Source organism: Citrobacter sp. wls711 (assembly GCF_005281055.1).
GTDB classification, from domain to species: Bacteria; Pseudomonadota; Gammaproteobacteria; order Enterobacterales; family Enterobacteriaceae; genus Citrobacter; species Citrobacter gillenii.
The window spans coordinates 180248-205137 of record NZ_SZXC01000027.1; the positions used below are offsets into that span (position 1 = coordinate 180248).

The following is a 24890-nucleotide window of genomic DNA, read 5'->3' on the forward strand; positions in this document are numbered from 1 at the left end:
GGGAATATATCAGCATCAACACCGTCTAGTGTGGCAACTATTGCGCTGCCGAAAACGCTACACCAGCATCATCAACCAGGCCGCCCACAACGCAGCAACCCAATAAAGCGTACGCCGAAACTGCGCCAATGCTCCCGCCTGGCGCTCGGTCAGGCTCAGCGTCCTCAGCTTGTCGCGCTGCCAGATGACATAGAGTGCCTCTCCGGCCTGCACGTTGTTTTGCACATTGAGCAGCGAAAAGTAGCGGGCATCAAGCCACAGGCGCCAGCAGCCAAACCAGACAATGGCGCACAACAGCGCGATAACCGCACGTAGCACCCCCGACGGTGCGACAACGATCGCCCACACCATGGGTGGGACGCTAAAAAGCAGGATGAAACGCCAGCTTTCCAGCGTGTGTCGTAGCAAATCGCGGTGCAGCGTCTCATCATTCGTTACACCGTCACTTTCTGTTGCCATTGCTGCAGCCTCTCCAGATGTTCATCCGTCAGCACCACCTGCGCCCGACGTTCGCGAATATACGCCACCGCCTGCTCAACGGTTGCCACATGGCCACATTGCAACAACCACGCCGCAACCACCATCGCACTGCGCGACAGCCCCAGCGCGCAGTGTACCAGTACGGTCCCTTGCTCTTTATGTAGCGTTTCCAGCCGGTCTACCGCCTGTTGTAACTCGGCGTCGCTCGGGATCACCAGATCCAGCATCGGGACGCAAGCGTAGGCGCGCATGGAAGTAGCATGCCCGCGCGCAAATTCAAAGGTCAGGTCAAGTACCGCGTTTTGTTCAGGTATGCGGCGTGGAAAACTACCGAGATAGACGCCAGCGACAATGTTGCTCAGCGGTGGCAGACGGCGGGTAAATCCGCGCATCGACAACCACATCCCTACTCGCCAGGGTAGCGTCAGCCCGTACACGGCAGGCGGCAGTCGCCCTTGTTCATCTTTGCCCGTGGTCGCCGCGCCGAATCCGCCGTAGCCATAGCTCACCATCAGCAACGATACAGCAGGCCACAGCAGCCAGGGCGTTAGCCATACGCTGGCAATAGTGCATAACGCGGCACCCGACAAATAACGACGCATCAGCCTTAAGCGCGCCGCATCCGGTTTGCGCCAGCACCAGCAACGTTTTTCCGGCACCATCCAGTCAATCAGCATGCCTGCCGCCAGCCCGGTAATGATATCGATAAAATGATGCTGCCAGGTGGTGAGTACCGACACGGCGATCAGCAAGAACCAGCCGTCACATAGCCTGCGCCACCCCCCACTGAGGTGATGACTGAAATGCCGCCACAGCAGCCAGCAGAGAATAATATGCAGCGACGGGGACTGGTTATACGGCAAGTCGAACTGTTCAAGCTGAGCAAACAGCCAGCCTGCCGCGCCGCTGACCTCCGGGCGCGTAAAGCTAAACTGGAGTGGAAACAGCAAAAAACCGACGCAGGCAATCACCGACGCCAGGAACAGACGCAGCACCAACCGCCGCTGTTCAACGCGCGTGGTGCAGACAAACAGTGACAATCCGTAAAACAGATCCAGACTCCAGTACGGCAGAATAGTCCACGGAAGAAAGGGAATGGCGGACTCCCAGCCAAACACGATGCTGCCCACATTGTCATGCTGCGTGTCCTGCCAGGCAGTAAACTGATTGACCTTGCCATAGGTAAGAAAGAAAAAAGGTGCCAGCAGCATTAGCCAACCCACCGCCTGTACCATCACCTTACGGCGTTCAACCCCCACGGCGCACCGCCAGCGAGACAGTGAAAATCCCCCACTCATCAATCAGCTGCGTGCACTTATCAAACCCGGCCTCCCGCACCAGCGCATCCATTTCCCCTTGCGTACGCACGCGCATCACCCAGGCTTTGCCGTCTTTGTGGCTGGTCAACGACCAGGCGATGGTTTTTAACTGCGGATGCCAGGGCTGCCCGGTGTAGATCAGCACGCCTCCAGGGGCAATCGCGTCAGCCAGCCCGGCGAGCGAATTACGTACCAGCGTATTTTCAGGGAAGAGTTCATATAACCCAGAAACAATACCTAATGTGGGACGCGGTTCCAGCGACGCCAGCTGTTCGCGGTTGAAGGCATCGCCCTGCTCGAAGCGGGCAATTTCAGCCATACCGCGGCTGCCGATCATCTCACTGCCTTTCTTAACATTCAGTTCGCTGTAATCGCGCAGCAAAATCGAGTTGACCGCCGCTTCGCCTTCCAGTGCGTCAAGCACATAGCGCCCGTGTCCGGCCGCGATATCCACTACATGCACTGCGGTTCCTTGCTCTGCCAGTTGCGCCACCGCCTGGCGGATCAGCATCTGCAAATGAACCTTGCGCTGGCGGATCCCCTTCCAGCCCACGCTGTTCAGGTAGTTTTTGTCAATCAGCCGACCCAGCGCGCTGCTGCCCTGAGGCTGGTTGCGATAGACATAATCCAACGTACTACCCGAATCAAAACCGGTCTCAAACCCCAGACGCACGCCCGTTGATTGCGTCCCGAGTAATTTCATCCCATAGCGCAGGCCACGATAGGCAATATCGTCAAGCGAATACGGCGCAGGTCCGCCACTAAGCAGCCGCCAGCTATCTGCTCCGGGGCTCCAGCGGTCTTCATTACGGTAGTCAAAGCGCTGCGGCGGCATCGCGTACAGCGTGTCGATAAAATCACGCATTTTGTCGAACGCCAGATGCCGGTCTTTTTCACCCAGTGTGTCGTGATAAAAGCCCGGCAACACGTGCAGTTCCTTGAGTGGGCTTCTGAGGCGTTGGTAAAAATCAATTTGCGGCTGACGATGGACCACAAAATCATCCCCGGAAACCAACAGCTGCACAGGCAGAGTAATGGAGCTGGCATCGCTGACAATACGCTCCGCCGTTTTATAGAGATCGAGCAGGATGTTCACCGCAATCGCCCGGGTGATCTGCTTATCCTGGTTGAAACTCGCCACGCGCTCAGGATCGTGCGTCAGGTATTTGCCCTTGACGTAGGAGTTGACGAAAAACAGGCCGCGCAGGCGATGCATTAAGGCCAGCCCCGGACGGGCAAACGGTACGTACAGTTTGACTTTGAACGCCGGGGACGCCAGCACCAGCCCACGAATGGAAGGCGCATAATCATGAGCCCAGGTCGCTGCCAGCACCGCACCCACGCTTTGCGCCACCACCACCACATCTTCCATTGCAGCCTGGCTGTCAGCAGCGGCAAAGCGCACGAACTCGTCGACATCCTGCACCGAACGTGCAAGCGATGGGCTATATCCGCGCGGTCCTGGCGACTGCCCGTGACCGCGCGCATCCCAGGCATAGAACGCGGTGTCCGGCATCGCAAGCTCATCGACAATGTGTTGCAAACGCCCGGAATGTTCGTGTCCGCGATGAAACAGGACAATCACTTTTGGCGCAGGACCTGCTGCTAATGCCGGCCAGTGGCGGAAAAACAGCGCGGTGTTGTCGCTGGTCAAAAATGGACGTTCATCGGGCACTCGAATGTTAGTCATGAGGGTGCGGTCCTGTAGTTTGTTGCTGTAGCAGCACCAGCTGCTGTCTGAGATCGTCCATAAAAACGCGTTTATCGCTCTGCGCGACCAACGGTCTGCCAATGTTGACGTCAATAAACAGCGGCAGAGGAATACGATTCCCCTTCGCCATCACGTGCTCCGTTCCGCGCAGCCAGACGGGAATAATCGGTACCGACGGCATACGCTGACTGAGGTGCCAGATGCCGGATTTCAGTGGTGCCAGTATTCCCGGTTCGCCGCGGGTACCTTCAGGGAAAAGGATCAAGATCTTGCCGTCGCGTAAGGCCTGTTCACACTGTGCCAGCGGGTCAGCTTCTCCGCCCTTACGCGTAATCGGAATAATGTTGAGAATATTAAGCGCAAACCAGGCCATCCATTTATTACGCAGAAAATAGTCAGCGGCGGCCACCGGATGGATGGCCCCCTGACGGCGCAGCGCAAACAGCGACAGCAGCGCAAAAACATCCATATGACTGTTGTGATTTGCGACCACAATCGCTGGCCCCTGCTGCGGCAAGCGATCCCGGTGCCTGACGCGCAGCCCAAGCCACAGCCAAATTACCGGCCAAACGATGCACAGCGTAAACAGCGTTCGTAGCAATGTATTGATCATACGTTAATAGTAAAAATAGCGAATGAAGTGGAAAAACACCGGGGCGGTGAAGATCAGCGAGTCCAGCCGGTCGAGAATACCGCCGTGACCTGGCAGCAGTGTACCGCTGTCTTTCACGCCAATATCGCGCTTAATGGCCGACATCACCACATCGCCACAGAAACCGCTGATGCCGATAATAAGCCCTGCCAGCATCGCCATCGGTATGCTTAACGGTGTCATGAGCGGGCCCAGCACCGCCGCCGCAAGCGTGGTGGTTGCCACGCCGCCAACCAGTCCCGCCAGGGTCTTATTGGGGCTTACCTTGGGGATCACCTTGATACGGCCCATTGATTTTCCCCACAGGTACTGGGCAATGTCGTTGAATTCCGTTAAGCCGACGAGGAACAGCACCAGCAGTGCCCCGGTCTGCTTGCCGTCATCAGGCAGCACCAGCAAAAACGCCACGTGACTGAACGCAAACACGGTGGTCATCAAGCTCCAGTGATGCTGGGAGGCGTAGCGTAAAAATCCCTGCGTATCGCCAGCAATCACCATACGCACCGGCAAGAATAAGAACGCATACACCGGAATAAACACCACGAACATGCCGTACCAGTTGATACCAATCAGCCAGTAGTTAATGGGGATCGCAATAAACATCCACAACAGCGGCATACGATCGGTCTGGCGCGATGGGGCCAGCGTTAAAAACTCTTTTAACGCCATAAAGCTCACCAGCGCGAAGAAGGTCAACGCCAGCCAGGGCGGGCTTAAGATAGCCAGTGAAAACAGTACAATGATCACCCACCAGGTGCGAATACGCAGCGTCAGCTCACGCCAGTCTTTACCCGGCCGACGCCACACCAGCAGACCGTTTGCCAGTGTCGCTATCACCAGCAGGGCAAAAATCACCGCCAGGGACTTTTCCAGCAGCATCATTTCGCCCCCTCGTCACGTAATGCGCTCTTACAGCGGTTAACGATAGTCCACAGCAGCAATAGCGTGGCAATGCCCCAAATAACGTTATTCCACTGCGCCACCTGCGGCCACAGCGCCAGCACCAGCCCCCATGTACCGAACACCAGTGCCCTGTCGCTTTTGCCGAACGGTCCGGCATAGCTGCGCACGCCATTGATGGTTTGCGCCAGCACACCGCAGAATTCCGTCATCAGCGCACAAAACAGCATAACCAGTACCAGCAGCGCATTACTGCCGGAAAGCAGCATAAACGGCAGATACAACGCGAGATCGGAGAGAATATCCCCGGTTTCATTGAGAATAGCGCCCAAGCGGGATTGTTGGTTACATTCACGCGCCAGCATGCCGTCCAGCGCATTGAGCGCCATGCGTATAAATAAAACGATGGGTAAAAGAATGAAAAGTTTAGGTTCGGGGAAGATAAACAGCACAGCACCAGTGATAAAAGAAAGCGCCATCGCGGCCAGTGTGACGTGATTGGCGGTGACGCTTTTTTTATCTAACCAGAACATGAGCGGGCGTAAAAGCGCCTGGAAAGCAGGCTTTATCTGATAAAGCGTCATCATCACTCCTTGATAATTTGTTGATGCAATTATAGTGGATTAATTAACCATACCTGCCTGATACTTGCCATTATTCCAAAATGAGATTTAATAAACATATGTTGATTACTTTTTCAACCACTTCCCGTTAATGCCCTGGACGTACTCCCCCGGTTTAGCGCGCGCCACCAGTTTTTGTCCGGCCATTTTTGCCACTTCATCAACAGGAATATTGTTACTCTCAGCCAGTTGCTGGTAGCTGGCGCTACGCGCCTTGTTTATCTCACTCACCAGCGTCTGGGTCTCAGCATCGGTTTGCAATGCCACAAGGTAGCCATTGAGCGTTTCACCCACCCGCCCCTGGGTTCTGGCTTCATTCAGGGTCAGCGCAAACGCATTGGCGCTCAGTAAACTCAGGAGCAACAGGGTCACTTTAAGCGTTTTTTTCATCGTCACCTCAGAATAAATCACTGCGTGATTTCAACAGGCTCTCGACGTCTTTATCGACTTTAATATGGATCTCATGCTCGATTTTGACGTTCATATTGATGGTGATGGGCTCTTTCGGCGCCGCAACTTCAATACGCGGGGTGCACCCTACCAGCAAAGATGACGCCAGCAGTCCCAGCATGGTCGCAATAGTTTTCATTGTTGTTCCTCACATTCCTTGCCTTCCAGGCAATGGGTTTCTGGCAGCGCTGCATTTTGCTCAAGCCATGCCTGTAAATTGTCGCCAAAACGCAAACTGCGCCATAACGTAAAGACGTTTTCTTCATGGGTGTAATTCAAATTCACCGTCCCGACTTTGCCATCTACCCGGCTATTGCCGGTGACGGCTGCCTGCATGGTTAATACGCCAAGGTTATCAAGATTTATTTTCGTCCAGGAATGGGTGATTTCCATATAACGAAGCCAGTTTATCGCCGCACCGGCCGCCATATTGTCTTTGACCACCGCATCCGCCGTATCTTTGTCGATGCGCAACGTCATCGGCCCAGGGTTGGTCAGCCAGCCGTCTTTGATAATCCATTTTTCATTGTTTAACCAGAGCGGCAATGCGCCGCTGACCGGGCCGGACATGGCAAACTGTTTGGGATTAACCGCGCTAATCAGCTCGCTGGACGAGATATTCTGCACCCGCACTAATGCCGGATCGTGTTGCGGCATACGCAGTTGCTGCATCACTACCTTGCCGCCCAGCAAATCGGCGCTAACATCACTCAACAGTAAGGGATTATCTTCGCTCCAGGGATAGCCGCCTTGCAGATCCGCGGTGATATTTTTCACCGTGACCTGGTTCACCACCTCTGCAATACGCAATGAAATCGGCCCGCGCGTGCCCAGTTGCCAGGCGCCTTCACTAAAACGAAACGGCAGCACAAAATCGACGCCATTAATCTGGTTGTCGGGCATCCAGGCGCTACCGCCTTTTAATACGCCATGACCGCCTGCCTCAAAGCCTTGTTCTGCGGCGGCGGAGAAGGCAACCTGAGCATACAGTTCGCCTTCGCGCAGGTTCATCTTCCAGTCCGGTGGCACCAGTGGCTGAAATACGGTGAGCGACTGTTTTGGCCACCAGGCCTGACCACGCAAGCGGATCCCGTCCCAGCGACCGTTCAACTGGACCGGGCCAATGGCGCCAGCATGCAGTTGGCCTTTGAACTGGAATATCGTCGGGTCGCTCCCTTCTACGCTGAACTTCAGGGTTGAAGGCGGCAGAGTACTGCCACCGGAGAAGGTGGTTTTCCCGGCGTCCAGCGACAGCGCCCCGCTAAACGTGGGCTGGATCGGGTCTCGCACCCAGACGATCGGCTCATCCATCACCAGACGCGGATTTTCCACCAGCATGGTGCCGTATTGCAGATGGTCAAATCCGGTAGAAAGGTCAAACAGTTTTATGGTGTTGTCGTGCCATTCCCCCTTGCCTGCCACGTCCCAGCGAGCGTGCATCGGGGTAAAACTGCCCTCGCCCCAGTACCGCCACTGCCAGCGACCGGCGTCAGGCAGGAAATCATTAGCCAGACCATCAAGATGCAGCTCAAAACCGCCCATCTGGTTTTCATGGGCGCGTAAAATAGCCTGTAACCGCCCATCCACCCCGCGTTGGGTCACCTTGACACCGGCCAACGGCCAGCGAATTTCGTCTATATCCAGCGAGTCGATAATCCGACCACGAGAACGTAACAGGGCGCCAGGTTCAAAAGCCAGCTGCGGATCGCTCAGACTGCCGCTGAGCGTCGCGGGTAACATCGCATAAAAGATCAGATCACCCTGCTTCGCCTCGCCGGTTAGCTGTAACGGCATGTCGCTGTTGTCCATGCCGAGCGTGCCGGGACCAAAGGTTAACACCGCGTTACCCTTGCCTGCATCACCCTGCGTCAGAATGTTCAAACGCCCGCTGACTACCGCGTTTTCGACACCGGCCTGCCAGTTTTCGACGTTTAAGCCTAAACGACCGCTTAACGGGAAGCCCTGATAGGGCCAGTTCCAGCGCCCGTCGCTCACCGTCAGCCGCTGGCGGGTGATTTCCCACGGCAGATCCAGCAACGGTTCTGCATTGTCCCGTGCCATCACGATCAGCTGTCCGCTGTTCTCTCGCCATTCCAGCTCTGCATCCACAAGCGTTGGCTCCTGCGGCAGGCTTAGGGTGGCAACCGCGTGACCGCCCACCGGCAGTCCGTCGGGCACCAGCGGCATCGTAAACTCCCCGACCAGCTTCACCGATGGTTGCTCTTCAAAAGCCGCCACAGACAGTTCGTTGACCGTCAGATTTTGCCCGTGCAGACGTCCCAGAAATTTAACCTTTTCGCCCTGATAACTGACTTGCTGGATGGCAGGCGTCAGCGAAAGTGACAGTTTGCCCTGCCACTCCTGCCACGGAGAAAGAATGAGTTTATCGATGTTGATCCAGGTGTTGGGCAGCATGGATTGCCATTCTGCCAGCGTTTTCGGCGCGGCGGGCGATGGCTCCGTCTGAGGCAGTTTAGCCAGGCAAGCGGAATCCAGTTCAATACTGCCGACGTTCAGCAACCAGCGGCTGGGGTGGGATAAATCCGCCTCGGTGATACGCGCGAGTGGACAATCATCGACCAGATAGCGGAGTTCGGGAATATGCAGCCCATGTCGGGTAAGCCGTGGACTCTCGTCCAGCGCAATGCGCGTACCGACGGGCAACCAGATACCCGCCAGCGTAGGAACCCACAGGCCCAACGTCATCAGCAACGTCAGCGGCACAAGGGTCAATAATAAGAGTAGAGCCAATACGGCTTTATATTTACCCTTCATGGGTAGTTAATATCCTGATTTAGCGAAAATTTAAGCCGGTTTCGGCGTGTATTGTGGCATGTTTAGCTAAACATGCCCACCTTAAGAATAGATGCCATTGAAATATATGTAATATTTATAGGTTGTGAATAATTTAAATAAGTTATCTTTAATCAGAGAGATACCAAGGAAGAATATAACTATGCCCCACTTTCGTCTGGCCCTTATCCCATTGCTTACCGCATTTTGCCTGCCCGCGTTTGCCCACCCGACAACGCTGAATAAAGTCAAAGAAGCTGAAAGCGTACTTCCCGCACGCGTCGGCTATGCGGAGCTGGATCTTATCAGCGGTGAGATTCTGGAAAGCTATCGCCTGCAAGAGCGTTTCCCGATGATGAGTACATTTAAGGTTTTACTCTGCGGCGCGGTGCTCGCACGCGTTGACGCAGGAAAAGAGCGGCTGGATCGTCGCATCCCGTTCAGCCGGCGTGATCTGGTCGAGTACTCACCGGTCACAGAAAAACACCTGACCGATGGCATGACCGTCGGCGAATTATGCGATGCCGCCATCACCATGAGCGATAACACGGCGGCGAATCTACTGCTTACGGCCATCGGCGGTCCGCAAGGATTAACCGCGTTTCTGCGCACAACCGGCGATCGGGTGACCCGACTCGACCGCTGGGAACCCGAGTTGAACGAAGCGCTACCCGGCGATAAACGCGATACGACGACACCTGAAAATATGGCGCAAACATTGCGCCAACTGCTCACCGGAAAAATCTTGACGACGACATCACAGCAGCAACTCACCCACTGGATGGTGACGGATAAAGTCGCGGGGCCACTGTTGCGCTCGGTACTTCCGGCAGGCTGGTTTATAGCCGATAAAACAGGTGCTGGGGCACGCGGTTCTCGCGGGATCGTCGCGGCGTTAGGGCCGGACGGTAAGCCTTCCCGTATCGTGGTGATTTACATCACCGAAAGCCAGGCAACAATGGAGGCGCGAAACAGGCAGATTGCGGGGATTGGGGCGACGCTGATCCAACACTGGGATGAGTAAAATTGCCTCAAAACAACGGTACGTTGTTACGCGTGCCAGCGGAAATATAAAAAATCAGGGAACTGAGTTGAGTCATCTGCAGTGCATCACGCGATTCCCCGTTGTTCTGTCTGCTCTTAAGACATCATATTAACGGGGACGCGGAAGCGTTCAGACTCAGTGATGGCGCAGTTGTCCATCGCTATGTTTAGGTCCGATACGACCTGCTTCTATCAGAATTTCCTCTATGAGCTCTTCGAGGCACGCCTTGCCATGATGATCGCAGACAAGATGCACCTGCCGGGAAATTTCTTCAGGTTTCATACCATCACATAATGCAGCCTTCAGCATTAAGGTGGCCCAGCGTTTTGCTTCAGAGTGAGTTAACATGACCCCTCCAGATATGTGATACCTGTATAAGCGTAGCTGCCTGAAGGTAATTCACCTGGCTTTTTATCCGCGTTACAGGCTTAACGAACGTGGAGGAAATCGACGTGTCGGATGCTGTTACGGCACGACAACACCACACGGTTTATTGGACTCGGCGGTGGGGGTACTTAGGCCCCGGTAATCCCCCCGAAAAACCAGTGTGTTCATAAGTAGAATTTTCTCGTAATCTGAACCGGGGAGATTTCTATGAAAAATATCCATTACCATGCTCAGGTCATCCCTTTCGACAACATCAAAATCGGCCTTGAGCAACTCCTTGTATTCCTCAAACAATGTCATGTCCATTCCCTATGTGGCTGTATATTTTTATCATAATCTCCTGAGAGGATTGTCTAAAGGAATTATAAGCAACATGCGGTTTAACTTTTTCAAAGTGTTAATTTTTTGCAAAATGGTTTCCGGGGATACCGTTGTCATTTTTCGCCATATCCATTAATAACGCGATGCCAATATAATTGCTCCAATTAAATGTATTCTGCAGTACCACTACCGCATTGCCCTTTTCTTTATCAAAACCGATAAAGCTGGAGTAACCCCCGATATACCCCACCTGATAGGTGATTCTTTCCCGTTCGATAAAGTCGGTGGTCCATGCAATACCCTGTACACCGTCAGTGCGTTGAATATCGGTATTACTGACTTCGTCAAACACGCTATCCAGTAAGTGGTTGTTGGTCGTCGACACATGATAGCGGGCATAAGTGGCAAGATCTTCGGCGTTACTGTATAAACTCGCCGCCGCCACCATGTTGTTGGAAAAATGCCAGTCCGGGGTAAGCTGTCCGCGCGGAATGAATTTAGGTTGGTCACCCGCGTGGCCAAGCGCACGCTGCGGATATCCTTTTAACTTCAGCGGAGTAAAACTGCTATTAGCCATTTGCAACGGTCGAAATATATAGTGCGAGGCTAAGTTTTGTATATCTTCGCCAGTTTTATGTATCAGGATATAGCCGATCAGGGCGTAGCCGATATTGGAATATTCCGGCGTTTTATGCTGTGGCGCCCGCCAGTTGGTTAGATAATGCAGCAAATTATCGCTATCCAGTTCACCATAAAAATTCTCACCGCTGCCTAAGTAACTAATGAATTTTCCCAGCATCGGAATATCCATATTCTGACGCGGTAGGCCGGAGGTGTGAGTCACCAGTTCCAGTAGGGTAATTTTTTGTGCATCCGCGCTAAGCGGCGTCCCCGGTGCAAGCAATGTCGCCAGGTTATCGTCCCAACGCAGTCGTCCTTCATTCACCAGACAAGCCACCACTTCCGCCGTAATTCCTTTGCTGAGCGAGCCGAGGGCAAACAGAGTATCAGGCTTGATCGGGTAGCGATGAACCGCATCAGTTACGCCCCAGTTGTAAAACTGGGGCGAACCATGGTTATGGATCACTGCGACCATCATCCCAGGGACAGATTTTTTCGCCATATAGTGACGCACCACGCTATCAACGTCGCCGTCCAGCGATTGATGAGTAAGGAGTTCCTGAGTACCTGCCGGGGATGACATTTGCGAGAGCGTGCCGCAACCGCTGAGTGACGAGATAACAATTAAAAGCCAGCTAAATAATTTAAGTCTGTTCTGCATACTTCTTAAAGTGAGCGGGGGCGTTAGAGTGCCGGAAATGTACCACACTTGGCCTGCCGAAAAGCAATAATAGATGGCTGTTATGTGTCATAAGCTTAGTCCTGAACCATACCAATGCGGGCCGTTACCTCAAGACAAGTGTTGGCTAAGAGATCCACGCAGATGATTTTCTCCTTACCATAACGTTTCACCTTGTACTGAGGTCAGTGTTCGGAAATCCGCTCGATCCCCAGTGCTCAGTTGCAACCACATCCCCTTCATGTACCTGGAAGTCATCGTGGAAAATCCCTCTCTTGGTCCCTTCTTCAAACGCCTGACATTGCCCACGCTCAGTTGGTAAGGTGACGGATGATTTCCAGTCTTCATAGTCACCCGGCTTGCTCATGTCTTACCTCTCAATTCTACGGTGCAAGCATCTTTAAATTGAAAATAGATTATTAAAACAATCTATTTTAATGAAGAGAAAGTTAAAGCAGGTTTGAACGGAAAGGACGAGTTTTGTGAGTAGATGTGCAACCAAAAGTAGCCGTGCTTAGCGACAGGAAGCCACCAGTCTGTTCTAGTGCGTACCGTACCAAAGCACGTATGATGGGCAACGTGGTTTAAATCCAGCAATGTGCCCACATTAAGAAGAGATACTCTAGAATTATTCATTATATCTATGACTATCAATTGTTTTTTGGATTTTGTAAAATAATTTGAATTGGATTAATGTGATTTCAGAATCACTGGAGAAAGTCTTATGAAACTCGCCATCTATAGTACAAAACAGTACGACAAGAAGTACTTGCAACAGGTTAACGAGGCTTTTGGTTTTGAACTTGAATTCTTTGACTTTCTGCTGACCGAGAAAACGGCCAAAACAGCCCATGGCTGCGAAGCCGTGTGCATCTTCGTCAACGACGATGGCAGCCGCCCGGTTCTGGAAGAACTGAAAAAGCACGGGGTGAAGTACATTGCCCTGCGCTGCGCCGGATTCAATAACGTCGATCTGGACGCCGCCAAAGAGCTAGGTTTGCAGGTTGTGCGCGTTCCGGCCTATTCGCCGGAAGCGGTCGCCGAGCATGCGATTGGTATGATGATGACGCTGAACCGTCGTATCCACCGCGCGTACCAACGCACTCGTGACGCCAACTTTTCTCTGGAAGGCCTGACTGGTTTTACCATGTACGGTAAAACCGCCGGGGTGATCGGTACTGGTAAAATTGGTATTGCCGCGCTGCGGATCCTGAAAGGCTTTGGTATGCGTTTGCTGGCGTTTGATCCCTATCCAAGCGCTGCTGCTCTTGAATTAGGCGTTGAGTATGTCGATCTCAACACGCTGTTTGCGGAGTCAGACGTCATTTCCCTGCACTGTCCGTTAACGCCGGAAAACTATCATCTGCTCAATGAAGAAGCCTTCGCGCAAATGAAAAGCGGCGTAATGATCGTTAACACCAGTCGCGGGGCCCTGATCGACTCACAGGCTGCCATTGATGCCCTGAAAAACCAGAAAATTGGTTCTTTGGGTATGGACGTGTATGAAAATGAACGCGACCTGTTCTTTGAAGATAAGTCCAATGATGTTATCCAGGATGACGTATTCCGTCGCTTGTCTGCCTGTCATAACGTGTTGTTCACCGGGCACCAGGCATTTTTAACGGCCGAAGCGTTAACCAGCATTTCGGAAACAACCTTGCAGAATTTGGCCCAGATTTCCAAAGGCGAAACCTGCCCGAACGCCCTCTTCTGAAAACGCCGCTCCCCTGCCATCAGGGGAGCATTTTCAGATAACCCCTGATGATAAATCCGACAGTATCATTATTATATTGATTGTATTCCCGTCACTAACGTAGAGAAATTCAATGAAGAAAATTGTCACGTTGATTGCGCTCAGCATGCTTATGGCTGGCTGTGTGAGCAATGGAAAAGTTTCCGTTAATCGCGAACAGTTACAGCACCACCGTTTCGTTCTGGAGAGCGTGAACGGCAAACCGGTCACCGTTGCGAAAAATCAACCCGAATTGAGTTTTGGTGAAAATATGACGGTGTCGGGAAAAATGTGTAATCAATTCACGGGCCAGGGCAAGCTGTCTGACGGCGAATTGAAGGTGAAAGACCTGGCGATGACCCGCATGATGTGCGCCGACCCACAGCTGAACACACTTGATGGCGTTATCAGCGACGTGTTTAAGCAAGGCGCACAGGTCGATTTGACGGCTAACCAGTTAACACTGGCGACGGCAGAGCAAACACTGACGTATAAACTGGCAGATTTAATGTAATTAACGCGGAGACTTAATAGTTCCCGCAACTCCCGGCGGCAAGCGACTGTTCACTGCAGCGTTTGCCGTTAGGTAAAGCACACATCCCGATGGCGGAACCATCCAGTTGACGTGCAATCGACAACGAACCGCCAATCATAGCGCAGTTGGCCTCACCAGAACCCGACATTGCAGCCTTCATGCCCGGCGCGACGTGCGCGGCCGTTGCCTGCTGAACAGGTTCACTGCTGCAAGCCGATAATAATAACGCGGCACACCCTACCCAAAACGCTGCGCGCATCTCACTCCCCTCTCAAAAATAACCCAACGACACAGCCCTAAATAATAGGCAGCAGAAACACTGTCGTCGAGAGGTAAAGTGCGCATTTATGCGCCCTGTTTACATTTTCTGGCAATTTTTTGACGGCTCCTTTGATCAAACCATTCATTCTGTTTATTACAGGGACACAAATGCGAAAATGTGTCCAGATGGCTTTTGCTAAAATAGAAAGATAACTACAGGACTCGCCGCCGTTTTGCGGGTCCCTCTTTTTGCGCAATGTAAGGGTGTCAGTATGCAAACAATTGACGGTAATGGTGCGGTTGCTTCGGTTGCATTTCGTACCAGCGAGGTTATCGCCATCTACCCGATTACGCCAAGTTCGACGATGGCGGAGCAGGCCGATGCCTGGGCCGGGAACGGGCTAAAAAACGTCTGGGGCGATACGCCTCGCGTTGTGGAGATGCAGTCGGAAGGCGGTGCCATTGCGACCGTACACGGCGCGTTACAAACCGGGGCGCTGTCTACATCTTTTACCTCATCGCAAGGTTTATTGCTGATGATCCCGACGCTGTACAAACTGGCCGGTCAACTGACGCCGTTTGTATTGCATGTTGCGGCACGTACGATTGCCACCCATGCGCTGTCGATTTTTGGCGACCATTCCGACGTGATGGCCGTTCGCCAGACCGGCTGTGCGATGCTGTGCGCCAGCAGCGTTCAGGAAGCGCAGGATTTTGCCCTGATTTCGCATATCGCCACGCTGAAAAGCCGCGTCCCGTTTATTCATTTCTTTGATGGTTTCCGCACCTCACATGAAATCAATAAAATCGTACCGCTGGCCGATGACACCATTCTTGGACTGATGCCGCAGGCGGAGATCGACGCCCATCGTTCTCGCGCGCTGAATCCGGAGCATCCGGTGATTCGCGGCACCTCGGCTAACCCGGATACCTATTTCCAGTCACGCGAAGCGACAAACCCGTGGTACAACGCGGTTTACGAGCATGTCGAACAGGCAATGAACGATTTCGCCACCGCAACGGGTCGCCAGTACCAGCCGTTTGAATACTATGGTCATCCGCAGGCAGAGCGCGTCATCATTCTAATGGGCTCCGCCATCGGCACCTGCGAAGAAGTCGTGGATGAGTTGCTTACCCGTGGCGAAAAAGTCGGCGTACTGAAAGTCCGTCTGTTCCGTCCGTTCTCAGCCCGACATTTACTGCAGGTCTTGCCGGAAACCGCACGCAGCATCGCCGTTCTGGATCGCACCAAAGAACCCGGGGCACAGGCTGAGCCGTTGTATCTGGATGTCATGACCGCGCTGGCCGAAGCCTTTAACTGTGGCGAGCGTGAAACGCTACCGCGTGTTATTGGCGGGCGCTATGGCCTTTCCTCGAAAGAGTTTGGCCCGGACTGCGTGATGGCGGTGTTTAATGAGTTAAGCCACGCCAAACCAAAATCGCGCTTTACCGTCGGCATCTATGATGATGTCACCAATCTGTCACTCCCCCTGCCAGAAAACACCCTGCCCACCACCGCAAAACTCGAAGCCCTGTTTTACGGATTAGGCAGCGATGGCAGCGTGTCAGCGACCAAAAACAATATCAAGATTATCGGTAACTCGACGCCGTGGTATGCGCAGGGTTATTTCGTCTATGACTCGAAAAAAGCCGGCGGCCTGACGGTATCCCATCTGCGCGTCAGCGAAAAACCGATCCGTTCGGCGTATCTGGTGTCGCAGGCGGATTTTGTTGGCTGCCATCAGCTGCAGTTTATCGATAAATATCAAATGGCAGAACGTCTGAAGCCAGGCGGTATCTTCCTGCTCAATACGCCGTACAGCGTGGATGAGGTGTGGTCACGTCTGCCGCAAGAAGTTCAGGCAGTTCTGAACCAGAAGAAGGCCCGTTTTTACGTGATTAACGCTGCCAAAATCGCCCGCGAATGCGGCCTGGCAGCACGTATTAACACCGTAATGCAAATGGCGTTTTTCCATCTGACACAAATTTTACCCGGTGATAGCGCACTGGCGGAACTGCAGGGCGCAATTGCAAAAAGCTACAGCAACAAAGGTCAGGATCTGGTTGAACGTAACTGGCAGGCGCTGGCGCTGGCACGTGAGTCGGTCGCCGAAGTGGCTCTTCAGCCGGTTGATCCGCACAGTGCCAACCGACCGCCAGTGGTCTCCGATGCCGCGCCTGATTTTGTGAAAACCGTGACGGCGGCAATGCTCGCAGGTCTGGGTGACGCACTGCCCGTCTCCGCACTGCCGCCAGACGGTACCTGGCCCATGGGCACCACGCGCTGGGAAAAACGCAATATCGCCGAAGAAATCCCTATCTGGAAAGAAGAACTGTGTACACAGTGCAACCACTGCGTTGCCGCCTGCCCGCACTCGGCAATTCGTGCCAAAGTGGTTTCCCCGGAAGCAATGGCAGACGCCCCGGCTAGTTTGCATTCGCTGGATGTGAAATCCCGCGATATGCGCGGTCAGAAATATGTTCTACAGGTCGCGCCTGAAGATTGCACCGGCTGTAATCTGTGCGTGGAAGTCTGCCCGGCGAAAGATCGCCAGAATCCAGAGATCAAGGCCATCAATATGATGTCCCGCCTGGAGCATGTCGAAGAAGAAAAAGTGAACTATGATTTCTTCCTCAACCTGCCAGAGATCGACCGCAGCAAACTGGAACGCATTGATATTCGCACCTCGCAGCTGATCACCCCGCTGTTTGAATATTCCGGTGCTTGCTCAGGCTGTGGCGAAACGCCGTATATCAAACTGCTTACCCAGCTGTACGGTGACCGCATGCTGATCGCCAACGCAACCGGGTGTTCATCGATTTATGGCGGAAACCTGCCCTCCACACCGTATACCACCGATGCAAACGGCCGTGGGCCAGCCTGGGCAAACTCTCTGTTTGAAGATAACGCCGAGTTTGGTCTGGGCTTCCGCCTGACGGTGGACCAACACCGCGTTCGCGTCATGCGCTTGCTGGAACAGTTTGCCGATAAGATCCCGGCTGAGCTGAATGATGCCTTGCACGCAGAAGCCACGCCGGAAGTTCGTCGCGAGCAGGTCGCCGAACTGCGCCAACATCTGCAAAGCGTTGATGGCGCACAGCAACTGTTAACCGATGCCGATGCACTGGTTGAGAAATCAATCTGGCTGATTGGCGGTGACGGTTGGGCCTACGATATTGGCTTTGGCGGGTTGGACCATGTCCTGAGCCTGACCGAGAACGTTAACATCCTGGTACTGGATACCCAGTGTTATTCCAACACCGGCGGGCAAGCCTCGAAAGCGACACCGCTTGGCGCGGTCACCAAATTTGGCGAACACGGTAAGCGTAAAGCACGTAAAGATCTGGGCGTCAGTATGATGATGTACGGTCATGTTTACGTCGCACAGATCTCGCTGGGAGCGCAGTTAAACCAGACGGTGAAAGCGATTCAGGAAGCAGAATCTTACCCAGGTCCGTCGCTGATTATTGCCTACAGCCCGTGTGAAGAACACGGCTACGATCTCGCCCTGAGTCACGATCAGATGCGCCAACTCACGGCCACCGGATTCTGGCCGCTGTATCGCTTTGATCCGCGTCGCGCTGACGAAGGTAAACTGCCGCTGGCACTGGACTCTCGCCCACCGTCAGATGCGCTGGCTGAGACTTTGATGAACGAACAGCGCTTCCGCCGCCTGAATGCACAGCAGCCGGAGGTGGCAGAGCAGTTGTGGAAGGATGCGACCGCAGATTTGCAAAAACGCTATGACTTCCTGGCGCAGTTGGCGGGAAAAACCGAAAAAAGCAGTACCGATTAATACGTTCAGTTAAGTATTAATCTGGAATAAAAAAAGCCCGAACAGATGTTCGGGCTTGTCAATTTATTCGCTGGCGAATCAATTCTGGGACAACTCTCCAACGAAAAATAAAACGTGACAATAAAGGCATATAACCCGCGCAGAATATCCCAACAAAATTAACTTGTATAATATTTATTTTATATACTTAATCATTAATTCATTCACCACAATTATCATCGTTTCCGTGGAATTATTTATTTAAGATTTTACTTAAGACGTAACAATTCATATTTATCTCTTTACGGAACTTCTCCTTTAGCATGCTTTAACACCCTATATGGGTAGTTGCAGGTAAATATAAAAACTAAAGGATTATTTCAATGAACAGAAAAGTACTGGCTCTCGTAATTCCTGCCCTGTTAGCTGCAGGCGCTGCACACGCTGCTGAAGTTTATAATAAAGACGGCAACAAATTAGACCTCTACGGTAAAGTAGACGGTCTGCACTATTTCTCTGATGACGCTGGCAGTGATGGCGACCAGACCTATATGCGTATGGGTTTCAAAGGCGAAACTCAGGTTAACGATATGATCACCGGCTATGGCCAGTGGGAATATCAGGTTCAGGCAAACGGTACAGAAGGTGATAAAGGCGATTCCTGGACCCGTCTGGCCTTCGCGGGTATTAAAGTTGGCGATTACGGCACATTCGACTACGGTCGTAACTACGGCGTGATGTACGACGTGGAAGCCTGGACCGATATGTTGCCAGAATTCGGCGGTGACTCTTACACCAAAGCCGATAACTTCATGACCGGTCGTGCCAACGGCGTAGCCACCTACCGTAACGCCGATTTCTTCGGCCTGGTTGATGGTCTGAACGTGGCGTTGCAGTACCAGGGCGCGAACGAAAATCAGTCGCCGGAGCAAGAAGGCACCAATAACGGTGGTGACGATCGTAATATGAAGAACTCCAACGGTGACGGCTTCGGTCTGTCTTCTACCTACGATCTGGGTATGGGCGTCAGCTTCGGTGCGGCATATACCTCTTCTGACCGTACCAACGAGCAGGTTAATCACTCTACCGCTGGCGGCGACAAAGCTGATGCTTGGACTGCTGGCCTGAAATACGACGCCAACAACATCTACCTGGCAACCATGTACTCTGAAACCCGTAATATGACCCCTTATGGCGGCTCAGACGGTAGCAATAATACTATTGCCAACAAAACACAGAACTTTGAAGTGACTGCGCAATACCAGTTCGACTTCGGTCTGCGTCCGGAAGTTTCTTTCCTGATGTCTAAAGGCCAGGATCTGGGTGTAAACGGTTCTGATGGCGACCAGGATCTGGTTAAATATGCTTCCGTAGGTGCAACTTACTACTTCAACAAAAACTTCTCCACCTACGTTGATTACAAAATCAACCTGCTGGATGAAGACAAGAGCTTCTACACTGAAAACGATATCTCTACCGATGACACTGTAGCACTGGGTATGGTTTACCAGTTCTAATCTGTCAGCCCGCTGGAAACAGCGGGCTACTCTCCCACCCCTGCAGTGCAATTATGTTTTATGTAGATCAAAACATTATATCTGTTGCGTTAAAACACATCCCTGATAGATGATATATTGCCTTCACACTCGCCGCAGAGGATGCCTGCAATGAATCATCACCCCGTCAAATCATCCCGTATTGCATCCGTCGGTTATGACGAATCATCCCGCACGTTAGAAATTCGTTTTCACCATACGGAAATCCTGCAATATCACTCGGTCCCGGCGCGTATCTTTCGAGATTTCCTGACAGTGGTCTCAAAAGGCCGGTTTTACGATGGCGTAATAAAAGGCAAGTTCCCTGAACTCAAAATAAAGTGATGCCAAAATGTGATCTCTGTCATTGTACATAAAGTGCCATTACGCGGTAAGCTTTAGGAGGATACTTAAACAGGAGGTTTTATGAACAGAACGATTCTTGTACCCATCGATATTTCAGACTCAGAATTAACTCAACGCGTTATTGCCCATGTCGAAGCCGAGGCAAGAATTGACGATGCACAGGTCCATTTTCTGACCGTTATTCCGTCATTGCCCTATTATGCTTCGCTTGGACTGGCCTACTCGGCTGAGTTGCCGGCCATGGACGATCTTAAGGCCGAAGCGAAATCTCAACTGGAAGAGATGATCAAGAAGTTCAATATCCCGGCAGACAGAATTCACGTTCATGTCGTTGAGGGTTCGCCAAAAGATAAAATTCTGGAGCTTGCCAAGAAATTACCCGCAGATATGGTCATTATTGCCTCGCACCGACCTGACATCACCACTTATCTGCTTGGCTCCAACGCCGCAGCTGTAGTGCGGCATGCGGAGTGTTCGGTTCTGGTCGTCCGCTAAGCTTTCTGGCCCGCACATCGCTGCGGGCTTTTCATTTCTACCTCTTTTACCCCGCGATTCCTGACCTAAATGTGCTGACATTTTTCCCGCTTATCCGTACCATACACGCCACAGTTTTTATATCAGACTTCTTTTGCCGGACAATCCGGCGTGATGCATTCTCTTCTGATGCCACACTATGAATTGAGCCTCTATTAAATGTCGCAAAATCAAGATATTAGCAAAAAAGATCAGTATAACCTGAACAAATTACAAAAGCGTCTGCGTCGTAACGTAGGCGAAGCGATTGCCGACTTCAACATGATTGAAGATGGCGATCGCATTATGGTGTGCCTTTCCGGTGGGAAAGACAGCTACACCATGCTGGAGATCCTGCGCAATTTGCAGCAAAGCGCGCCGATCAGTTTTTCTCTGGTTGCGGTTAACCTGGATCAGAAACAGCCCGGTTTCCCGGAACACATTCTGCCGGAGTATCTGGAACAACTGGGCGTCGAGTACAAAATTGTCGAAGAGAATACCTACGGGATCGTCAAAGACAAAATTCCGGAAGGGAAAACAACCTGCTCACTGTGCTCTCGCCTGCGCCGCGGCATTCTGTACCGCACGGCAACCGAACTTGGTGCCACGAAAATTGCGCTGGGACACCACCGCGACGATATCCTGCAAACGCTGTTTTTAAACATGTTTTACGGCGGGAAAATGAAAGGTATGCCACCGAAGCTGATGAGCGACGACGGAAAGCATATCGTCATTCGTCCGCTGGCCTATTGCCGTGAAAAAGACATTGAGCGTTTTGCAGAAGCCAAAGGCTACCCGATTATTCCGTGTAACCTGTGCGGTTCACAACCGAACCTGCAGCGTCAGGTGATTGCTGACATGCTGCGTGACTGGGATAAACGCTACCCGGGCCGTATTGAAACCATGTTCAGCGCAATGCAGAACGTGGTGCCTTCGCATCTTAGCGATATCAATCTGTTCGACTTTAAAGGTATTAAGCACGGCTCAGCGGTCGTTGACGGCGGTGACTTAGCGTTCGATCGCGAAGAGATCCCGCTGCAACCTGCTGGCTGGCAGCCGGAAGAAGATGAAAATCAGCTGGATGAGTTACGCCTGAACGTGGTTGAAGTGAAGTAATTTATCATGCCGGATGGCGACGTAAACGTCCTATCCGGCCTACGACATGCATAAACGCCTGTAGGCCAGATAAGTGGAGCGCCATCAGGCACTCCAACGGACATTTATTTCAACAGACGAACCCGACAGGTTTTGCCTTTAATCTTACCGTTTTGTAACTGCTTCCACGCTTTGTGCGCCACGGACTGACGAACGGCCACGTAGACATGCATCGGATGCACGGCAATCTTGCCAATGTCGGCCCCATCCAGCCCCATATCACCGGTCAATGCCCCCAGAACATCACCCGGACGCATTTTTGCCTTTTTGCCGCCATCAATGCACAGCGTCGCCATCTCGGCCTCAAGCGGCACAATTGAACCGTTGCCAGGTGCAGGTAGCCAGTTCAGCTTAAGTTGCAGCATTTCAGAAAGAATATTGGCACGCTGGGCTTCTTCTGGCGCACAGAAGCTGATGGCCAGGCCGCTGTTACCCGCACGCGCAGTACGTCCAATACGGTGTACATGCACTTCCGGATCCCATGCCAGTTCGTAGTTCACCACCAGCTCAAGCGATTTAATATCGAGGCCACGTGCTGCAACATCGGTTGCCACCAGCACGCGCGCGCTACCGTTAGCGAAACGAATCAGCGTCTGATCGCGATCGCGCTGCTCCAGGTCGCCATGGAGTGACAGCGCACTTTGCCCCGCGGCATTCAACGCATCGCACACGGCCTGGCAATCTTTTTTGGTGTTACAGAAGACAACGCACGATGCCGGCTGATGTTGACTGAGCAACTTTTGCAGCAACGAAATTTTGCCGTGTGTGGAGGTTTCAAAAAACTGTTGTTCAATCGCCGGCAGCGCATCCACCGTATCGATTTCAATCGTTAACGGATTTTGCTGCACCCGGCCACTGATTGCGGCAATCGCTTCCGGCCAGGTCGCCGAAAACAGCAGCGTTTGGCGTGACGCAGGCGCAAAGCGGATCACCTCATCAATGGCATCGCTAAAGCCCATATCCAGCATGCGATCGGCTTCATCCATTACCAGTGTATTCAGGGCTTCCAGCGACACGGTACCTTTTTGCAGGTGGTCGAGCAATCTGCCCGGCGTGGCGACAATAATATGTGGCGCATGTTGCAAAGAGTCACGCTGTGCGCCAAAAGGTTGTCCACCGCACAACGTTAATATCTTGGTATTCGGCAGGAAACGCGCTAATCGACGCAGTTCGCCCGCGACCTGGTCAGCCAGTTCACGTGTGGGGCATAAGACCAGCGACTGCGTCTGAAACAGCGCGGCATCAATGTGCTGTAACAGTCCAAGACCAAACGCGGCCGTTTTGCCACTGCCGGTTTTTGCCTGCACGCGAACATCTTTTCCTGCCAGGATCGCCGGTAGCGCAGCGGCCTGAACAGGCGTCATTTCAAGATAACCCAGCTCGTTAAGATTCTCGAGTTGAGCGGCAGGTAAAACATTCAGAGTAGAAAAAGCGGTCACAATTTAATCTCGCGGTAAGAACTTACAATTAGCAGGCGCGTATCCTCGCAGATCTGCGCCCGTGATGCGACAATTTAATCGGTTCTTCATCCGGCGGTGGATCGGGCATCGGCTGCGGACGAGGTATCGGGTCAGGAATGGGTACCGGATCGGTCGGTACAGAGTCGGTGTTGAGTGTGGGCAACGGTAGCAATAGCGTAAGACGGGTCATATTCCCTCCAGTCATTCAGGTTGACTCTTTTAGGGTAGACGCTCATTTCCTGCAGGCAAAAAAAAGCCGACTAATCTAAGTCGGCGTCGTACGAATCAATTGTGCTATGCAGTAATTCAAAAAAGGAAGTAAGACAATATGGAGCGCAACGCCCATCGCTTGACGTTGCATTCACCTGCGAGAGAGATATTGCCCCGAATAGGTAGAGAGTTTATTGACCTCGCTCAAAATATTAAACGTTTTCGCCCATCCGAGGCGGTAAAAAACGTTGTTGTTACAACCATTTACTACGATGCAACCATAAAGTAACACCACCAATCAGGAGCACTAACAGAATACAAAACAATGAGAAACCAAACTGCCAGCCGCCACCGGGAATTCCCCCAAGGTTAACGCCAAACAATCCGGTTAAGAATGTGCTGGGCAGAAAGACCATCGCCATCAACGACATGGTATAGGTTCTGCGAGCCAACGATTCCTGCATCACCTGCGCAATTTCATCCGCCATGATACCGGTCCGGGCAATACAGGCGTCAATCTCATCCAACCCTCTTCCCAGCCTGTCGGCGATATCCTGCATCCGGCGCCGCTGATCGTCGGTCATCCACGGCAGTCGTTCGCTCGCCAGACGTGCATAGGCATCTCGCTGTGGCGCCATATAGCGCCGCATGACGATCAGTTGCTTACGCAACAGTGCCAGAAAGCCGCGCGGTGGGATTTGTTGATCGAGTAAATTGTCTTCCAGATCGATAATTTTGTCGTGCAGCTGTTCAATAAACTCACTGGCATGATCGGTTAACGCGTCACAGACATCCACCAACCAACTGCCACAGTCATTCGGCCCCGTTCCTTCTTGCAAATCGCTGATCACATCATCCAACGCCAGCACCTTACGCTGACGCGTCGAGACAATCAGCCGCTCATCCATATATAAACGCATTGCCACCAGTTGGTCTGGACGCTCATCCGTGCTGCCATTAATACACCGCAGGGTGATCAGCGTGCCTTCCCCTATCCGGCTGACTCGTGGGCGCGTACTTTCACCGGCCAGCGCATCGCGCACAATATTAGGAAGCAGAGGCGTCGTCGCCAACCACTTCGCGCTATCAGAATGGGTATAATTAAGATGCAACCAGCAGGGATGCTGAGCATCGATCACATCGTTATCTTCCAGCGGTTTTACTCCGCCCTGGCCATCCAGTAGCCAGGCAAACACGGCATCCGGCACATTAACGTCCGCTCCCTTAATGGCTTCCACAGCGCCTCCACAGTCATTCAGTCTTTTTCGTTAGTCTAGCCTGCAGATTATGTTAAGCAATATCTCATTATCCCATTGTGCTGAAATGATTCAGAAAAGTTAAATAAAAATGAAAACGCCGACGACGT

24 protein-coding genes are annotated in these 24890 nt (G+C 52.5%); 8 read left to right on the top strand and 16 right to left on the bottom strand.

The annotated features are described in order from the left end of the window. Positions 1-57: 57 nt before the first annotated feature. The 9 genes from FDW98_RS13335 to FDW98_RS13375 all read right to left on the bottom strand — a co-directional run bounded on the left by FDW98_RS13335 (position 58) and on the right by FDW98_RS13375 (position 8910). Positions 58-459 carry a hypothetical protein gene (locus FDW98_RS13335; RefSeq protein ID WP_096756936.1) on the bottom strand — a complete coding sequence of 134 codons (402 nt, stop codon included), beginning with the start codon at positions 457-459 and terminating at the stop codon, positions 58-60. After that, on the bottom strand, positions 435-1739 hold the full coding sequence (locus FDW98_RS13340; protein WP_096756935.1) for a phosphatase PAP2/dual specificity phosphatase family protein: 1305 nt from the start codon (positions 1737-1739) through the stop codon (positions 435-437). Before FDW98_RS13340 ends, FDW98_RS13335 begins: the two co-directional genes overlap by 25 nt. After that, complete coding sequence (locus tag FDW98_RS13345) at positions 1729-3489, bottom strand: bifunctional alpha/beta hydrolase/class I SAM-dependent methyltransferase (protein WP_096756934.1); 1761 nt, start codon at positions 3487-3489, stop codon at positions 1729-1731. The genes FDW98_RS13340 and FDW98_RS13345 overlap by 11 nt, the downstream gene beginning before the upstream one ends. Next, positions 3482-4120, bottom strand: coding sequence for a lysophospholipid acyltransferase family protein (locus FDW98_RS13350; protein ID WP_370316940.1), 639 nt, complete (start codon positions 4118-4120; stop codon positions 3482-3484). Before FDW98_RS13350 ends, FDW98_RS13345 begins: the two co-directional genes overlap by 8 nt. Positions 4121-4126: 6 nt before the next feature. Continuing rightward, a complete protein-coding gene (locus FDW98_RS13355) occupies positions 4127-5044 on the bottom strand; it encodes a phosphatidate cytidylyltransferase (protein WP_096756932.1) in 918 nt (305 codons plus the stop codon). After that, a complete protein-coding gene (locus FDW98_RS13360) occupies positions 5041-5646 on the bottom strand; it encodes a CDP-alcohol phosphatidyltransferase family protein (protein WP_096756931.1) in 606 nt (201 codons plus the stop codon). The genes FDW98_RS13355 and FDW98_RS13360 overlap by 4 nt, the downstream gene beginning before the upstream one ends. A 105-nt stretch (positions 5647-5751) precedes the next feature. After that, positions 5752-6075, bottom strand: a complete 324-nt coding sequence (locus tag FDW98_RS13365) for a YdbL family protein (RefSeq protein WP_096756930.1) — start codon at positions 6073-6075, stop codon at positions 5752-5754. Between the two features lie 7 nt (positions 6076-6082). Beyond that, the gene (locus FDW98_RS13370) at positions 6083-6274 is read right to left on the bottom strand and encodes a YnbE family lipoprotein (RefSeq protein WP_096756929.1); all 192 of its coding nucleotides are present in this window, start codon (positions 6272-6274) and stop codon (positions 6083-6085) included. Beyond that, positions 6271-8910, bottom strand: coding sequence for a YdbH family protein (locus FDW98_RS13375; protein WP_096756928.1), 2640 nt, complete (start codon positions 8908-8910; stop codon positions 6271-6273). The genes FDW98_RS13370 and FDW98_RS13375 overlap by 4 nt, the downstream gene beginning before the upstream one ends. 181 nt (positions 8911-9091) lie before the next feature. On the opposite strand from FDW98_RS13375, the gene blaGIL reads away from it, so the two are divergent. Further along, the gene (gene blaGIL / locus FDW98_RS13380; RefSeq protein WP_346343672.1) at positions 9092-9952 is read left to right on the top strand and encodes a GIL family class A beta-lactamase; all 861 of its coding nucleotides are present in this window, start codon (positions 9092-9094) and stop codon (positions 9950-9952) included. Positions 9953-10108: 156 nt separating this feature from the next. On the opposite strand, the gene FDW98_RS13385 is transcribed toward blaGIL, so the two are convergent. From FDW98_RS13385 to FDW98_RS13395, 3 genes are all read right to left on the bottom strand, one after another. Beyond that, positions 10109-10321: a hypothetical protein gene (locus FDW98_RS13385; protein ID WP_096756927.1), complete on the bottom strand. Its 213-nt coding sequence runs from the start codon at positions 10319-10321 to the stop codon at positions 10109-10111. A gap of 117 nt (positions 10322-10438) precedes the next feature. Next, positions 10439-10660, bottom strand: coding sequence for a hypothetical protein (locus FDW98_RS13390; RefSeq protein ID WP_137398864.1), 222 nt, complete (start codon positions 10658-10660; stop codon positions 10439-10441). 97 nt (positions 10661-10757) lie between these two features. After that, positions 10758-11963, bottom strand: a complete 1206-nt coding sequence (locus FDW98_RS13395) for a serine hydrolase (protein WP_096756926.1) — start codon at positions 11961-11963, stop codon at positions 10758-10760. 742 nt (positions 11964-12705) lie between these two features. On the opposite strand from FDW98_RS13395, the gene ldhA reads away from it, so the two are divergent. Beyond that, the gene (gene ldhA / locus FDW98_RS13405; RefSeq protein WP_096756925.1) at positions 12706-13695 is read left to right on the top strand and encodes a D-lactate dehydrogenase; all 990 of its coding nucleotides are present in this window, start codon (positions 12706-12708) and stop codon (positions 13693-13695) included. 112 nt (positions 13696-13807) lie between these two features. Next, complete coding sequence (gene hslJ / locus FDW98_RS13410) at positions 13808-14227, top strand: heat shock protein HslJ (RefSeq protein ID WP_096756924.1); 420 nt, start codon at positions 13808-13810, stop codon at positions 14225-14227. Positions 14228-14240: 13 nt separating this feature from the next. On the opposite strand, the gene FDW98_RS13415 is transcribed toward hslJ, so the two are convergent. Then, positions 14241-14507 carry a DUF333 domain-containing protein gene (locus tag FDW98_RS13415; RefSeq protein ID WP_096756923.1) on the bottom strand — a complete coding sequence of 89 codons (267 nt, stop codon included), beginning with the start codon at positions 14505-14507 and terminating at the stop codon, positions 14241-14243. 274 nt (positions 14508-14781) lie between these two features. On the opposite strand from FDW98_RS13415, the gene nifJ reads away from it, so the two are divergent. The 5 genes from nifJ (at position 14782) to ttcA (ending at position 21815) form a co-directional block, all read left to right on the top strand. Then, the gene (nifJ, locus tag FDW98_RS13425; RefSeq protein WP_096756922.1) at positions 14782-18306 is read left to right on the top strand and encodes a pyruvate:ferredoxin (flavodoxin) oxidoreductase; all 3525 of its coding nucleotides are present in this window, start codon (positions 14782-14784) and stop codon (positions 18304-18306) included. 362 nt (positions 18307-18668) lie between these two features. Next, positions 18669-19802, top strand: coding sequence for a porin OmpC (gene ompC, locus FDW98_RS13430; RefSeq protein WP_096756921.1), 1134 nt, complete (start codon positions 18669-18671; stop codon positions 19800-19802). Positions 19803-19952: 150 nt separating this feature from the next. After that, positions 19953-20165 (top strand): KTSC domain-containing protein, encoded by a 213-nt coding sequence (locus FDW98_RS13435; RefSeq protein WP_096756920.1) that lies wholly within the window; start codon positions 19953-19955, stop codon positions 20163-20165. Between the two features lie 81 nt (positions 20166-20246). Next, entirely contained in the window at positions 20247-20681 is a 435-nt protein-coding gene (gene uspF / locus FDW98_RS13440; RefSeq protein ID WP_096756919.1) for a universal stress protein UspF, read from the top strand. Between the two features lie 198 nt (positions 20682-20879). Beyond that, positions 20880-21815: a tRNA 2-thiocytidine(32) synthetase TtcA gene (gene ttcA, locus FDW98_RS13445; protein WP_096756918.1), complete on the top strand. Its 936-nt coding sequence runs from the start codon at positions 20880-20882 to the stop codon at positions 21813-21815. A 104-nt stretch (positions 21816-21919) separates the two neighbouring features. Here ttcA and dbpA read toward each other — a convergent pair whose 3' ends face one another. The 3 genes from dbpA to zntB all read right to left on the bottom strand — a co-directional run bounded on the left by dbpA (position 21920) and on the right by zntB (position 24762). Continuing rightward, positions 21920-23293: an ATP-dependent RNA helicase DbpA gene (gene dbpA, locus FDW98_RS13450; RefSeq protein ID WP_096756917.1), complete on the bottom strand. Its 1374-nt coding sequence runs from the start codon at positions 23291-23293 to the stop codon at positions 21920-21922. Positions 23294-23321: 28 nt separating this feature from the next. Continuing rightward, on the bottom strand, positions 23322-23504 hold the full coding sequence (locus FDW98_RS13455; protein ID WP_096756916.1) for a hypothetical protein: 183 nt from the start codon (positions 23502-23504) through the stop codon (positions 23322-23324). 274 nt (positions 23505-23778) lie between these two features. Next, positions 23779-24762 (bottom strand): zinc transporter ZntB, encoded by a 984-nt coding sequence (gene zntB / locus FDW98_RS13460; RefSeq protein WP_096756915.1) that lies wholly within the window; start codon positions 24760-24762, stop codon positions 23779-23781. Positions 24763-24890 lie beyond the last annotated feature (128 nt).